Origin of the sequence: Amycolatopsis sp. NBC_00438 (assembly GCF_036026695.1) — a bacterium.
GTDB lineage: Bacteria > Actinomycetota > Actinomycetes > Mycobacteriales > Pseudonocardiaceae > Amycolatopsis.
Genome location: NZ_CP107923.1, coordinates 10349885 through 10363288, shown reverse-complemented (window position 1 = coordinate 10363288; position 13404 = coordinate 10349885). Strand labels below are relative to the sequence as shown.

Sequence of the window (13404 nt, the reverse complement as noted above, 5' to 3'; positions counted from 1 at the left end):
GTACGCTGGGCGCCGATGTAACAAGGGGGATCGCGTGACGGAAGCGACTGCACACCCGTCTTTGGGGGGTTCCGGGTGGCGGAGCCCCCGGCCTGAGGCGGAGCCTCAGTTGTCACAACGCGTCAGGCCCGCGGGCGATCCGCTCCGCAGGGCACTAGAGCTGGTCGGTGACCAGTGGACGCTGCTCATCCTGCAGAGCCTCTTCCTGCGCTTCCGCCGCTACGAAGAGCTGCGCCTGCGCCTGGGCATCTCCCCGACCGCGCTTTCCGGGCGCCTGCGGGACATGGTGGACGCGGGCATGCTCGTGCGCGTGCCGTACCGGGACGCCCGCCGGACCCGGCACGAGTACCGGCTCACCGAGCGCGGCCTGGAGCTGTGGCCGCTGCTGATTTCGATCTGGGCCTGGGAACGCGAGTGGGTCGACGGCCGCCGCGAGGTGCTGCCGACGCTGATCCACCTCGACTGCGAGCTGGCTACATCAGCGCCCCTCGGCTGCGGCGCCTGCGGCCGCCGGGTCGACGCCCGCGACGTCCGCGCCGAACGCCTCGACAGCACCGGCGTCGCCGCCGCGACGGCGTCCAAGCGCTTCCGCCGCAAGGACGCCGAAGGCCTGGCCGGCGACCCGCTGATGTTTTTCCCGGACACGATGGAGCTGCTCGGGGACCGCTGGTCGACCGGGCTCCTGGTGTCGGCGCTGCTCGGCGCGCGGCACTTCTCGGAGTTCGAGCGCGAGCTGGGCATCGGGCCGAGCGTGCTCTCGGGCCGGCTGAGCAAGCTCGTCGAGGTCGGGGTGCTGCGGACGGGCGTCGCGAAGACCCGCACGGACGCGCGTGACTACCGGATGACGGCGAAGGGCCTGGCGTTCTTCCCGGCGCTGGCGTTCATCGCCGAGTGGTCGCGCGGGTTCGAGGTCACCGGCCAGGAGCCGGACATCACGCTGCACCACGTCGAATGCGGCAACCGGCTGCGGCCGATGCTCCTGTGCGACCATTGCGGCCGTCCCCTGACCCGCAAGTCGGTGCAGTTCGGCGGAGTACCGACGCCCAAACGGTGACGGCGTGACGTAATCGACTCGCCAAGGGCCTCCGCCACTGCCAGGCTGGAGTGGTCACACGTCGTCAGTTCCGGAGGTAAGCATGAGTGAACCGAGTCCCTCGCCCGGCGGCGAGGAGGAGGACGACGTCAAGCGCAAGTTCCGCGAGGCACTGGAGCGCAAGCAGGCGCACGCGCGCTCCGGGGCGTCGAACGAGAGCGGCGGCGGCAAGAACCAGCACGCCCACGGCCCGGCGGCGAACAAGCGGACGTTCCGCCGCAAGAGCGGCTGAGATCTCCCCTGATCTCCCGGTCCAAGGCCCCCATCGCCCGCGGTGGGGGCCTTCGTCGTGTTCAGGGGTTTTCCCGTGTCTTCGGCTCGAGCGGCACCGGCCCGCACGCGCCCTCGCTACCGTGCGGAAATGAAGAACTGGGCGGGCAACCACGTCTTCGCCGCGGACCGGATCGCCCGGCCGTCGAGCGTCGCGGAGCTCCGGCAGCTGGTGGCGGACGCGCCGCGGGTCAAGGCGCTGGGGACCCGGCACTCCTTCACCGACATCGCCGACTTCCCCGGCGGCGTCCTGGTCGATCCGGCGGGCCTCGACATCCCCACCGAAATCGACGCCGGCGCGGCCACGGTGACCGTCGGCGCGGCGGCCCGGTACGGCGATTTCGCCGGAGCCGTGGACGAGGCCGGGTTCGCCCTGGAGAACCTCGCGTCGCTGCCGCACTGCACGGTCGCCGGCAGCGTCGCCACCGCCACCCACGGTTCCGGCGAACGGGTCCGGAACCTCTCGGCGGCGGTCTCCGGCCTCGAGCTGGTCACCGCCGACGGCACGCTGCGCCACTACACCCGGGAACGGGACCCGGAAGTCTTCTCCGGCCTGGTCGTCAACCTCGGCGCGCTCGGCGTCGTCACCCGGGTGACCCTCGACCTCGTGCCGTCCTTCTCGGTGCGGCAGGACGGGTTCACGATCCCGTGGTCCTCGGTGCTCGACGGCTTCGACGAACTGCAGGCCGCCGGGTACAGCGTCAGCCTGTTCACGCCCTGGGTCGGGGATACCGCGGGCCTGGTCCTGCTCAAACGCCGCGTCGAACCGGGCGCGAACGCGCTCGCGCCGCCCGGCTTCCCCGGCGCGACGCCGGTGCCGTCACCGCCGGGCGGGAACTTCACCGGCTGGGGTGTGCCGGGCCCCTGGCACCACCGGCTGCCGCACTTCCGGCTGGACTCCGTGCCCAGCGTCGGTGAAGAGCTGCAGTCGGAGTTCTTCGTGCCCCGCGCGGACGCCGTCGCCGCGCTGACCGAGATCCGCGCGCTCGGCGAGCAGCTGGCCACGGCCCTGCACGTGTCCGAAATCCGCACGGTCGCCGGCGACGACCTGTGGCTGAGCCCGTGCCACGGCGGCGACCGCGTCGGCATCCACTTCACCTGGCAGCCGAAGCCGGACGCCGTCGCGGCGGTGCTGCCGCTGATCCGGGAACGGCTGGCCCCGTTCGGCGCCCGGCCGCACTGGGCCAAGCTGTTCCCCGGCGACCGGTGGCCCGCCGAGCACTACCCGGAGCTGCCCCGGTTCCGCGCGCTGGCCGACGAGCTCGACCCGCGGGGCGCCTTCCGCAACCCGTACCTCCGGCGGCACGTCTTCGGGGACCGGCTCACGGCGTGAACGAGCCCAGGTGGTCCAGCACGACGAACTCGCTGGCCGGACTCGCCGCCGTCACCGCCTTGCGCAGGATCTCCAGGCCGCCGTTGGGGTCTTTCGCCTGGCCCAGCGGGAGGTCGAAGTCGTCCCAGTGCGTGGCGGCGACGTAGCGCGGATTGCCCAGGGTGCGCAGCAGGCGGGGCACGTACTGCGTCACCTTCGCGCCGCCCACCGGCACCAGGACGACGTCCGGGCGCAGGCCGGCCAGTTCGGACTCGACGTAGTTCGAGCCGCCGAAGTCCAGGACGCTCGCCCCGCCGCCGGTCACCTGGTAGGCCAGTGTGCCGCCCTCGTACAGGTCTTCGATGACCTTCGGCTTGTCACGCCGGGACAGCGGGCGCGAGCCGGGGAACGGCACCCGCGCCCGCTCGCCCGTCGCCGAGTGCAGGGAGCGCAGGATCCGGATCGAGTAGCCGTCGAAGGTCAGGTCCTCGCCGCCGTACGCGATCGCAAGTTGGTCCTCCGGGGCGCCGAGGGCGGCCATGAGACTCAAATGGGTCTCGGTGCCGAAGACCGTCGCTCCGGTGCGTTTCGCCAGGTAGGGAACGTCGGTGAGGTGGTCGTAGTGGCCGTGGGTGACGAGGATGTGGTCCGCGCGCAGCTCGCCGCGGTCGAGGTAGCCGTCGATCAGCGCCTTGTCCACCGACAGCGGGGTCTTCGGGTCCGCGCCCGCCGGGGTGTACGTGCCGGTCTTGAACCGGGTCAGCCACGGGTCGATCAGGATCGTCTTCGTGCCGGTCGAGCCCGGCACGCGGATCTCCCAGCTGTTGTTCCCCCACCACCGCACCGTCATCTGCGACGTCCTCTCGGTGGCCGCCGAAGCCGCCGAGACCCCGGCGAGGATCGTGGCCGCCGCCGCGCCCGCGCCGAACAGCCCGCGTCTGCTGAGTCCTTTGTCCATGACGGCCAGCCGATCACGGATCCGGCGTGGCTGTCCAAGATCGATCCGTCGGCATGTCGATATGTAAACAGCTATCATCGCAGCGTGGACCACCTCCGTTCGCTGCGGTACTTCCTCGTCGTCGCCGAGGAACTGCACTTCGGCCACGCCGCCGACCGGCTCGGCATCGCGCAGCCGCCGCTGAGCCAGCGGATCAAACGCCTCGAAGCCGAGCTGGGCGCGAACCTGTTCGACCGCGGCCGCCGCGTCACGCTGACCGAGGCCGGCGAGGTGCTGCGGACCGAGGCCCGGGACCTCCTCGCCCGCTGGGACCGGATGACGGCGCTGGTCGCGAAGGCCGAGCGCGGCGAGATGGACGCCCTGCGCGCGGGCGTGCCACCCGAGCTGCCCGGCCGGGTGCTGGCGGCGATCCTCACGGCGTTCGCCGAGCGGTGCCCCGGCATCCGGCTGGATCTGCAGGAGCTGACCACGGCCGAGCAGGCCCGGCTGCTGGCCGACCGCGAACTCGACGCGGGGTTGCTGCAGCTGCCGGTCGACGTCGTCGGGCTCGACCTCGGCCCCGCGATCGACACGCCGCTGGGCGTGGTCCTCCCCCGCGACTCGCCGCTGGCCCGCTCTTCGTCTCTGGCACTGGCCGACCTGGCGGGCGAGGGACTGGTGCACGCCCCGCGCGCGGCGGCGCCGGGAAGTTACGACGCCCTGCTGCGCACGTGCTGGGAGCACGGCTTCCGCCCGGCGGCCGTCCGGCACGCGCGCAACCCGGAGTTCGCGCTGGGCCTGGTCCTGGCCGGCCACGGCGTCGCGTTCGAACCGGGCGCGCGCAAGGAGCCGCGGGTGGTGTGGCGGCCGCTGAAGGACCGGCTGGACGCGCGGATGGCGTTCGCGTGGCCGTCGTCGAGCCCGCACCCCCAGGCCGCGACGCTGGCCGAGATCGCCGCGGGAGTGCTGCGGGACGACGGCGTTTCGCGGATCGTGCCCCCGGATCCGAGCGGGGCCCGGCCGTGGGACGTCTTCTACGAGCGCAGCTGACCAACCACGTCGTGAGTGGTTAGGGCGGTTCTAACCGCCCTAAACACTCACGAGCGCAGCTGATCCACCGCCGCGCGGGCCGCGTCGCCGATCGCGCGGTCGATGTCCGGGCGCCGCAGCGTTTCCGCGCCGCCCACCGTGAACACCGCGATCGCGTACGCCGTCCCGTCCGGGTACGTCGCGATGCCGATCTCGTTGCGGATGCCCGGCATCGTGCCCGTCTTGGCCGCCACCGCGACGTCGGCCGGGAAGCCCGCGGTCAGGCGGTGCCAGCTGACCTGCGCGGTCATCCGCTCGAGGACCTGGGCGCCGGCGCCGGGATCGCTCCAGATCGCCGCCAGCAACGCGGTCATCTCCCGGGGCGTGCTCGCGGTCGTGGAAAGCGGGTCCAGGGCACGCAACGGACGTCCCGCGTCGGTGTCCTCGATGATCGTGCGCAGCAGGTCGCGCGGGGCGCCGATGATCGTCGTGCGGGTCAGGCCCAGCTCCGCCAGCAGCGACCGGACATTCTCCACGCCGACGCGGTCGAACAGCAGGTCCGCCGCCGTGTTGTCGGACACCGACAGGGCCAGCAGGGCCGCGTCGCGCAGGCTGTACTCGACGTCGTCGGCGAAGCCCGATGTCCCGCTGCCGCCCAGGCGATCGGCGGCGGTGGCCCGGACGCGGTCCGCCGGGTCGAGCAGGCCCGCCGCGACCTGGCGGGCGAACTCGTACGCCAGCGCCACCTTCACCACGGACGCCAGGACGACCGGCGCGTCGGCGTCATGGCAGACCTCGGAGGCGGAACCGAGCCGGTGGGCGTGCAGGAAACCCCGCACGCCCACCGCTTCGAACAGAGAGGAAAGGCTCACACGGTCATGATGGACCGCAGCCGGCCGACCTCCGCCATCCGCCGCTCGGCGAGCCGGTCGGCCGCCGTCGCCGGGGGCACGCCGTCGGCGTCGGCCAGCGCGAACACGGCCTTCGTCGTGTCGAAGATCGCCGTGGTCTTGCGCTTGGCGCGGGCGAAGTCGAACCCGTGGCGCTCGTCGTCGACCTGGATCACGCCGCCCGCGTTGACCAGGTAGTCCGGCGCGTAGAGCACACCGCGGTCGGCGAGCTGCTTGTCGACGCCCGCGTGCGCGAGCTGGTTGTTCGCCGCGCCGCACACGATGCGCGCGCCCAGCACCGGCACGGTGTCGTCGTTCAGCACGCCACCCAGCGCACACGGCGCGAAGACGTCCAGCTCGGCGCGCAGCAGAGTGTCCACATCGGACACCGCCTTGACGTCCGGGTACAGCGAAAGGGTGCGCTCGATCGCCGGCGCGTAGACGTCGGTGATGGTCACCTGCGCCCCGGCCTCGACCAGGTGCCCGACGAGGATGTGCCCGACCTTGCCGACGCCGGCCACGCCGACGCGCTTGCCGGCCAGGTCCGGGCTGCCCCAGAGGTGCTCGGCCGAGGCGCGCATGCCCTGGAAGACGCCGAACGCGGTCAGCACGGACGAGTCGCCGGCGCCGCCGTCCTCGGGCGAACGGCCGGTGACGAAGCGGGATTCGCGGGCCACGACGTCCATGTCGTGCACGAACGTGCCCACGTCGCAAGCGGTGATGTAGCGGCCGCCCAGGGACTGCACGAAACGCCCGTACGCGCGCAGCAGCGCTTCGGACTTGAGCGTCTTCGGGTCGCCGATGATGACGGCCTTGCCGCCGCCGAGGTCGAGCCCGGCCAGCGCGTTCTTGTACGCCATGCCCTTGGACAGCGCGAGCACGTCGTCGAGCGCGTCGGTTTCGGTGGCGTAGGGGTGGAAGCGCGTCCCGCCCAAGGCGGGGCCGAGCGCCGTGGAGTAGATGCCGATGATGGCCTTCAGGCCACTGGCTTCGTCGTGGCAGTACACGACCTGTTCGTGCCCGGAGCTCCGGGCGAACACTCCTTCGGTCACGGTGGTGACTCCTTTGTCTCCCGCGCCCGGTTCGTGGCCGGGACGCGCTTCGATGGTTGGCGGGACCGAGCGCGGAGGTCGTCCGCCCACGGGTTCCCGGCACCAACCTAGATCGCCGCCGCGCGCCGGACCAGTACAGGTCCCGCGATACGGACTGGTAACCCGGAGATCAGCCGCGCACCACCGCGCCGAGCGCGCCCATCGCCGTCTCCAGCTGCGTGTCCGACAGGTAGGGCGCCGGGCCGAAGCGCAGGTACGGCCCGCGGCTGTCGGTGCGGACGCCTTGCGCGGCGAGCGCGGCCTGCAGCGCGCCGGCGTCGGCGCAGCGCAGCGAGAGGAAGCCGCCGAGCATGCCGAGCGGCGTCTCGCGGTCGCGGGTGACGACGTCCTCGGGCAGCGAGAGCTTGTCGAAGACGTCGGCGAGCAGCCCCACCTGGTGCTGCGACACCTCGCGGAGGAACTCCGGCGTGAGGCCCTGCTCGGCGAAGAACCGCTGGACGCGGGCGCCGCGGTAGTGGCTCGCCGGGTCGTAGGTGGCGCCGGCGAAGCGGTCGCCGCCCATGGCGTAGGCGACGCCGCCGGGCCGCCGTTCGTCGGCGAGCGCGCCGAACTCGGCGTACCAGCCGGTGATCACCGGCCGCAGCTCCTGGGCGTGCGCGGGCAGCCGCAGGAAGCAGTTGCCCTCGCCCAGCTGCAGGTACTTGTAACCGCCGCCGAGCACCCAGGCGTTGGTCAGGCCCAGGTCGTGCAACGGGAACGGCACCACGCCGAGCGCGTGGTAGGCGTCGACGACCAGCTCGATCGAGCGGTCGCGGCAGACGTCGGCGAGGTGCGCGAGGCCCGGGACCAGCCGGGACGTCTCGAACAGCACGGCCGACACGAGCACCGCGGCCGTGTGGTCGTCGACCTCGGCGGCGACGCGCTCGGCCAGCGTCGTCACCGGCTCGACCGGCACCCGCACGACCTCGACGCCCTCCTCTTCGAGGCGCGCGAGCTGACGGCGCAGCGTGTGGAACTCGCCTTCGGTGGTGACCAGCCGTGGTCTTCGCGGCAGCTCCATCGCGGACAGGAACCGCAGCACCAGGTCGTGGGTGCTCGCGCCGAGCGCGTACTCGCCGTGCGGGTCGCCGAGCAGCAGGCGGAAGCCCGCGCGCAGCTCGTCGGCCTTCGCGAACGCGCGCTCCCACTTCAGGTCGACGTCCCGGGCGGCGTCGGCGAAGGACTCGAGGAGCCCTTCCTCGGCGACGTCGGGCCAGGCCTGGTGCGAATGCCCGGAGAGCAGAAGGCGTTCCCGCACCGAGAACCGCGTGTAGTGCGCGGCCAGGGCGTTCGAGTCCGCGCGGATGTCGTCGAGCGAGGTCACAATCGGCTCCGTACTGCCCAGAGATCCGGGAACATCGGCTGGAAAAGCGTGGTACGCAGGTAAGTCGCGCCGGACGATCCTCCTGTCCCGGTCTTGTCGCCGATGGTGCGTTCGACCATCTTCACGTGCCGGTAGCGCCACTCCTGCATCCCTTCATCGAGATCCACCAGACATTCGGCGACGACCGACGGGCCGCCGTCGTCGCGGTACATGTCCAGCAATATCTCCTGCAGGGCCGGGGAGGGCTCCACCGGTCGAGTGACGTCTCGATCACACTCGACCGGGTAGCCAGAAGTCTTGAGGTACGCGAGAAAAGAGTCGAACAACGACGGCCGCGCCATCGCGTCGGCGATGCCCTTGCGCTGCTCGCCGCCCTCGGGGTAGTGCGCGAACACCCGCTCGTCGCGACGCCCGAGCACCGCTTCCAGCTCCCGGAACTGGGCCGACTGGAAGCCGCTGGAGGCGTCCAGCCGGGCGCGGAAGCTGGTGAACTGGCTGGGCGTCATGGTCTCCAGGACGTCGATCTGCGCGACGGCGACCTTGAGGATCGACAGGATCCGCCGCACGGTGCGGATCGCGTGCGCGGTCGTGCCCGCTTCGAGGCACTCCTGCAGGTACGTCGCTTCGTGCAGCATCTGCTTGAACCACAGTTCGTACACCTGGTGGATCACGATGAACAGCAGCTCGTCGTGCTCCTCCGAACGCGGCCGCTGGGCACCCAGCACCTCGTCCAGGGCCAGGTACGAGGTGTAGCTCAGGGCTTCCTGCGTCTTGGCGTCGATGTCGGTCATCCTCGGGTCACCTCGTCGAAGTGGCGCTGGGCCGCGGGGGCCAGCGCGGTGTACAGATCGTGGAACAACTCGACCGCGGCCGCCCGGTGATCCGGTGCGGGCACCAGTTCGGCGGGCAGTTCCGGGTCGAGCGACGGGAACGCGCGGAAGGTGTGCACCAGCCGCGTGCGGACGTCGAAGGCGGTCCGGTCGGCCAGGTCTTCGCCGGGGTAGCGGCCGAACTGCCCGACGAACGCCGTGTAGCGCGCGGCCAGCTCGTCGAGGTCCCAGGCCCGGCCGGCGAACCGGCGGACGTCGAGCGCGGCGGACGGCCGGCCGAGCAGCAGCCCGGCGTGCTCGGTGACGTCCAGCTCGCCGAGCAGCGCGAGCACCTCGGCCTCGCGGTCGTGCGGGGCGATCCAGGTGCCGTCCGCGTACGGCCCGAAGCCGAGGAACCGCAGCCGCCGCACCAGCCGTTCGCGCGCCTGGCGGCGGGTCTCGGGGATGCTCTGCCACAGCACCGTCCACTCGCCCGCGGCGCGCTCGCGGCGGCCGAGGGAGAAGATCCGGTGGTCGCCGTCGGCGAGCAGGGCGACCGCGCGGCGGGTCAGCGAGTAGTGCACCGTGCGGCCTTCGCGGTGGCGCGTGAGCAGGCCGCGCCGCACCAGGCGGGTGAGCGCGATCCGGGCCGCGCCGTCGGAAAAGCCCAGCTCGGCGAGCACCGCGACCAGGCCGCCCGACCACACCCGGCGCGTCTCGCGCGGGTGCACGTAGCTGCCCAGCAACGTCACGACCAGCTCCTGGGGGCTGGCTTCGAAGGCATCGACGGGCACGGGCGCAACTCTATACACCTCAGGCCGCTGCGGTGTAGCTTGATTTGCGTGACGTACTTCGCGGACCTCAGCTCGCGGCAGGTCGACGCCCTGGTTTCGGGTGACCGCGTCCCCGTGCTGCTGCTCCCGCTGGGCGCGATCGAGCCGCACGGCCCGCACGCGCCGCTGGGCACCGACCCGCTGATCTCGCGCGGGATGTGCGAGCGCGCGGCGTCCCGGCTGGCCGCCGACGACGACGTCCAGGTGCTGATCCTCCCGGAGATCCCGTACGGCGTGACGCGGTTCGCGGCCGGGTTCGCCGGCGGCATCCACATCGGCGAGGAGACGCTGCACGCGCTGCTGGTGGACGTCGGCGCCGCGCTGATCGGCCAGCGACTGCCGCGGATCCTGCTGGTCAACAACCACTTCGAGCCCGCGCACCTGGTCACCCTGCGGCGCGCGGTGGAGACGCTCAACTTCGCCTACGACGGGCACGTCGCGCTGCTCGACCTGGTCCGGCGGCGGCACGCGCAGCGCCTCACCGAGGAGTTCCAGTCGGGCGAATGCCACGCCGGGCGGTACGAGACGTCGCTGGTGCTGGCCGACCGGCCCGAACTGGTCGACCAGGTCGTCATGCGGGAGCTGCCGCATGTGCCGGTCAGCCTGGCGTCGGCACCTCCCGACGGTGGCTTCGTCGCGATGGGGATGTCCGACGCCTACTGCGGCAAACCCGCCGAGGCGACGGCTTCGGAAGGCGAAGAGACCTTCTCGGTCCTGACCGATCTGCTGGTGGAAGCGATCCGGGAGCTGGCCCGTGCCTGAGCCGTTCAACCTCGCGTCCTACTTCGTCGACCGGCACGCGTCAACGGACCGGACCGCGTTGTTCGTCGGCTCGCGGGAGGTCGGTTACGCGGCGCTGGCGAAGCTGGTCAACCGCGCCGGGAACGTGCTGCGCGACGCGGGTGTCCGAAGTGGACAGCGGGTGCTGCTCGCCCTGAGCGACGGCGAGGAGTTCGTCGCCACCTGGTACGGCGCCCAGAAGATCGGCGCGGTCACCGCGGAGGTCTATCCCTTCCTGCAACCCAAGGACTACGCGTACTACCTGGGGTACACCGAGGCCGTCGCGGTCATCGCGGACGCCGTCACGCTGCCCGCACTCCGCGAGGCGGGTGCGCGGAACCTGCTGGTCACCGGCGTTCCCGAGAGCGAGCTACGGCCGGGCGAGCGTCCATTCCGGACACTGCTCGACGCCGCGTCCGACGAACTCGAAGCCGCGCCGACCACGCTGGACGACGTCGGGATCTGGAAGTTCACCACCGGCAGCACGGGCGCACCCAAGGCGTGCGTGCATCCCTTGCGGAGCGCGAGAGAGAGCTTCGAGCGGTACGCCGTGCAGGTGCTCGGGCTGCGTGAGGACGACCGGATTTTGGCTGTGCCCAAGCTGTTCTTCGGCTACGCACGCGATCTGGTGGCACTGTTCCCGTTCGGCGTCGGCGCGGCCGGGATCGCGTTCCCCGAACGCAGCACGGCGGACCTGATGTTCGAGCTGATCGCGCGGTACCGGCCGAGCGTGCTGGTGAACGTGCCGACCATGATGAGCGCGATGATCGCGCACCCGGCCGCGGCGTCACAGGACCTGAGCTGCCTGCGGATGACGACGTCGGCGGGCGAGGCGCTGCCCGCGGAGCTGCACCGGAAGTGGGACGCGGCGTTCGGCGTGCCGGTGGTGGACGGCATCGGATCGTCGGAGGCGTACCACATCTACCTGTCGAACCGGCCCGGCTCGATTCGGGTCGGCACGCTCGGGACCGAGGTCCCCGGCTACACCGCACAGGTCGTCGACGAACTCGGGAATCCCTTGCCGGACGGCGAAATCGGGCCGCTGCGGGTCACCGGGCCGACGATCGCGCTGGAGTACTTCGGCGACGCGGAGAAGTCCGCGAAGACGTTCGACGGCGACACCCTGACCTCCGGTGACCTGTTCAGCCGGTCCGGCGGGTTCTTCAAGCACCACGGCCGCGCGGACGCGCTGCTCAAGGTCGGCGGGGTGTTCGTCGCGCCCGGCGAGATCGAGGACTGCCTGCTCGGCCACGGGGCGGTGATGGACTGCGCGGTCGTCGGCCACGAGGTTGGCGGCCTGGTGCTGCCGCGCGCGTACGTCGTGCTGGCGCCGGGCGCGTCGGTGGCCGCGGACGAGCTGAAGGACCACGCCAAGGCACATTTGGCCAAGCACAAATACCCTCGTGAGGTGGTCTTCGTGACCGAACTCCCCCGCACCGCCAACGGCAAGCTCGACCGGCGCGCGCTGGCGGCCCGCCCGTGAGCCGGCTGGTCGTGGTCACCGGCGGCACCCGCGGCATCGGCGCCGCGATCGCCGCGCGGTTCCGCGCCGCGGGTGACACCGTGCTGGCGCCCGGCCGCGCGGACTGCGACGTCACCGACGAGAACGCCGTCTCGGAGTACTTCGCGGCGGCGGGCCCGGTGGACGTGCTGGTGAACAACGCCGGGATCTCTTCCAGCGCCCCGGTTTCCCGGACCACTTTGGACGATTGGCGCCGGCAGATCGACGTCAACGCGACCGGGGCTTTCCTGTGCACCCGCGCGGTGCTGCCGGGGATGCGCGAGCGCGACCGCGGCCGGATCGTCACGGTGGCGTCGACGGCGTCGCACGTCGGCTACCGCTACACCGCCGGCTACACGGCGTCGAAGCACGCGGCGGCCGGCCTGATGCGGGCGGTCGCGGCGGAGCTGGCGGGCACCGGCGTCACGGCGAACGCGGTGTGCCCGGCGTTCGTCCGCACCGACATGACGGCGACGTCGGTGGCGCGGATCCAGGAGCGCACCGGGCGTGCGTCCGAGGAGGCCGAGGCGGCGTTGGCGGCGGCGTCCCCGCTGGGCCGGCTGCTGGAACCGGGCGAAGTGGCGTTCGCGGTGTCCTTCCTGGCGGCCCCCGAGGCCGCCGCGATCAACGGCCAGACCCTCGTACTCGACGGCGGAGGAATCCAGTCATGAGCCCGTTCCGCGCGACCGCACCGCTCACGAAGGAGTGGGAGCACTTCGAGTTCACGGTGGCCGACGGCGTCGCCACCGTGACGCTCGACCGGCCGGAGAAGCTGAACGCGCTGACGTTCGACGTCTACGCCGACCTGCGTGACCTGATCATCGAGCTGCCGCAGCACGAAGACGTCCGGGTGCTGGTGATCACCGGGCGCGGGCGCGGGTTCTGCTCCGGCGGCGACGTCGAGGAGATCATCGGCGAGCTGCAGAAGTTCGAGACGGCGGAACTGCTGGAGTTCACGCGCATGACGGGCGCGGTCGTGAAGGCCCTGCGCGAGTGCCCGCTGCCGGTGATCGCGGCGGTCAACGGCGTCGCGGCGGGCGCGGGTTCGGTGATCGCGCTGGCCAGCGACTTCCGGCTGCTGGCGCGGTCGGCGAAGTTCGCGTTCCTGTTCACCAAGGTCGGCCTGGCCGGCGCGGACATGGGCTCGGCGTACCTGCTGCCGCGCCTAGTGGGCTTGGGCCGCGCGACGGAACTGCTGATCCTGGGTGACAAGGTGTCGTCCTCCCGTGCCGCCGAGATCGGCTTGGCCACCCAGGTGGTCGAGGACGACGAGCTGCCCGCCGCCGCGACGGCGTTGGCCCGCCGCCTCGCGGACGGCCCGGCGTTGGCGTACGCGACGACCAAGGTGCTGCTGACCCGCGAGCTGGACATGGACCTGGGCAGCGCGATCGAGCTGGAAGCGATGACCCAGGCGCTGTTGATGACGGCGAAGGACCACAAGGAGTTCTACGCGGCCTGGTCGGCGGGCCGCGAACCCCGCTGGACCGGCCGCTGACGGTCGGCTCACGTACCCAGACAGTCGGCTCACGTGCCCA

The 13404-nt window shown here is 71.9% G+C and carries 14 protein-coding genes; 8 read left to right on the top strand and 6 right to left on the bottom strand.

The features are described 5' to 3' along the window. The first annotated feature begins 61 nt into the window (after positions 1-61). The 3 genes from OG494_RS48030 (at position 62) to OG494_RS48020 (ending at position 2696) form a co-directional block, all read left to right on the top strand. Positions 62-1054, top strand: a complete 993-nt coding sequence (locus OG494_RS48030; RefSeq protein ID WP_442874538.1) for a winged helix-turn-helix transcriptional regulator — start codon at positions 62-64, stop codon at positions 1052-1054. 82 nt (positions 1055-1136) lie between these two features. Beyond that, positions 1137-1325, top strand: coding sequence for a DUF5302 domain-containing protein (locus OG494_RS48025; protein WP_328450516.1), 189 nt, complete (start codon positions 1137-1139; stop codon positions 1323-1325). Between the two features lie 129 nt (positions 1326-1454). After that, positions 1455-2696: an FAD-binding protein gene (locus OG494_RS48020; protein ID WP_328450514.1), complete on the top strand. Its 1242-nt coding sequence runs from the start codon at positions 1455-1457 to the stop codon at positions 2694-2696. Here the strand turns inward: OG494_RS48020 and OG494_RS48015 are convergent. After that, positions 2686-3633, bottom strand: a complete 948-nt coding sequence (locus OG494_RS48015; RefSeq protein WP_328450512.1) for an MBL fold metallo-hydrolase — start codon at positions 3631-3633, stop codon at positions 2686-2688. The genes OG494_RS48020 and OG494_RS48015 overlap by 11 nt on opposite strands. 84 nt (positions 3634-3717) lie before the next feature. Here OG494_RS48015 and OG494_RS48010 point away from each other — a divergent pair, with 84 nt between their 5' ends. Continuing rightward, a complete protein-coding gene (locus tag OG494_RS48010) occupies positions 3718-4662 on the top strand; it encodes a LysR substrate-binding domain-containing protein (protein WP_328450511.1) in 945 nt (314 codons plus the stop codon). Between the two features lie 47 nt (positions 4663-4709). On the opposite strand, the gene OG494_RS48005 is transcribed toward OG494_RS48010, so the two are convergent. The 5 genes from OG494_RS48005 to OG494_RS47985 all read right to left on the bottom strand — a co-directional run bounded on the left by OG494_RS48005 (position 4710) and on the right by OG494_RS47985 (position 9549). Beyond that, on the bottom strand, positions 4710-5513 hold the full coding sequence (locus OG494_RS48005) for a serine hydrolase (RefSeq protein WP_328450509.1): 804 nt from the start codon (positions 5511-5513) through the stop codon (positions 4710-4712). After that, positions 5510-6583, bottom strand: a complete 1074-nt coding sequence (locus tag OG494_RS48000; RefSeq protein WP_328450507.1) for a Glu/Leu/Phe/Val dehydrogenase dimerization domain-containing protein — start codon at positions 6581-6583, stop codon at positions 5510-5512. Before OG494_RS48000 ends, OG494_RS48005 begins: the two co-directional genes overlap by 4 nt. Before the next feature lie 169 nt (positions 6584-6752). After that, complete coding sequence (locus OG494_RS47995) at positions 6753-7946, bottom strand: kynureninase (protein ID WP_328450505.1); 1194 nt, start codon at positions 7944-7946, stop codon at positions 6753-6755. After that, positions 7943-8737 (bottom strand): tryptophan 2,3-dioxygenase, encoded by a 795-nt coding sequence (locus tag OG494_RS47990; protein ID WP_328450503.1) that lies wholly within the window; start codon positions 8735-8737, stop codon positions 7943-7945. The genes OG494_RS47995 and OG494_RS47990 overlap by 4 nt, the downstream gene beginning before the upstream one ends. After that, a complete protein-coding gene (locus OG494_RS47985; protein WP_328450501.1) occupies positions 8734-9549 on the bottom strand; it encodes a PaaX family transcriptional regulator in 816 nt (271 codons plus the stop codon). Before OG494_RS47985 ends, OG494_RS47990 begins: the two co-directional genes overlap by 4 nt. 48 nt (positions 9550-9597) lie before the next feature. Between OG494_RS47985 and OG494_RS47980 the strand changes: the two genes are divergently transcribed. From OG494_RS47980 to OG494_RS47965, 4 genes are read left to right on the top strand one after another with little or no spacing between them, the layout of a single operon-like run. Beyond that, positions 9598-10350, top strand: coding sequence for a creatininase family protein (locus OG494_RS47980; protein ID WP_328450499.1), 753 nt, complete (start codon positions 9598-9600; stop codon positions 10348-10350). Continuing rightward, positions 10343-11851: a benzoate-CoA ligase family protein gene (locus OG494_RS47975; RefSeq protein WP_328450497.1), complete on the top strand. Its 1509-nt coding sequence runs from the start codon at positions 10343-10345 to the stop codon at positions 11849-11851. Before OG494_RS47980 ends, OG494_RS47975 begins: the two co-directional genes overlap by 8 nt. After that, on the top strand, positions 11848-12540 hold the full coding sequence (locus OG494_RS47970) for an SDR family NAD(P)-dependent oxidoreductase (RefSeq protein ID WP_328450495.1): 693 nt from the start codon (positions 11848-11850) through the stop codon (positions 12538-12540). The genes OG494_RS47975 and OG494_RS47970 overlap by 4 nt, the downstream gene beginning before the upstream one ends. Then, complete coding sequence (locus OG494_RS47965) at positions 12537-13364, top strand: enoyl-CoA hydratase family protein (protein ID WP_328450493.1); 828 nt, start codon at positions 12537-12539, stop codon at positions 13362-13364. The genes OG494_RS47970 and OG494_RS47965 overlap by 4 nt, the downstream gene beginning before the upstream one ends. Positions 13365-13404 lie beyond the last annotated feature (40 nt).

Coding starts and splice junctions, on each gene's coding strand:
- OG494_RS47990 (WP_328450503.1), bottom strand. CDS start 8,737: ATGACCGACATCGACGCCAAGACGCAGGAAGCCCTGAGCTACACCTCG.
- OG494_RS48020 (WP_328450514.1), top strand. CDS start 1,455: ATGAAGAACTGGGCGGGCAACCACGTCTTCGCCGCGGACCGGATCGCC.
- OG494_RS47965 (WP_328450493.1), top strand. CDS start 12,537: ATGAGCCCGTTCCGCGCGACCGCACCGCTCACGAAGGAGTGGGAGCAC.
- OG494_RS48015 (WP_328450512.1), bottom strand. CDS start 3,633: ATGGACAAAGGACTCAGCAGACGCGGGCTGTTCGGCGCGGGCGCGGCG.
- OG494_RS48025 (WP_328450516.1), top strand. CDS start 1,137: ATGAGTGAACCGAGTCCCTCGCCCGGCGGCGAGGAGGAGGACGACGTC.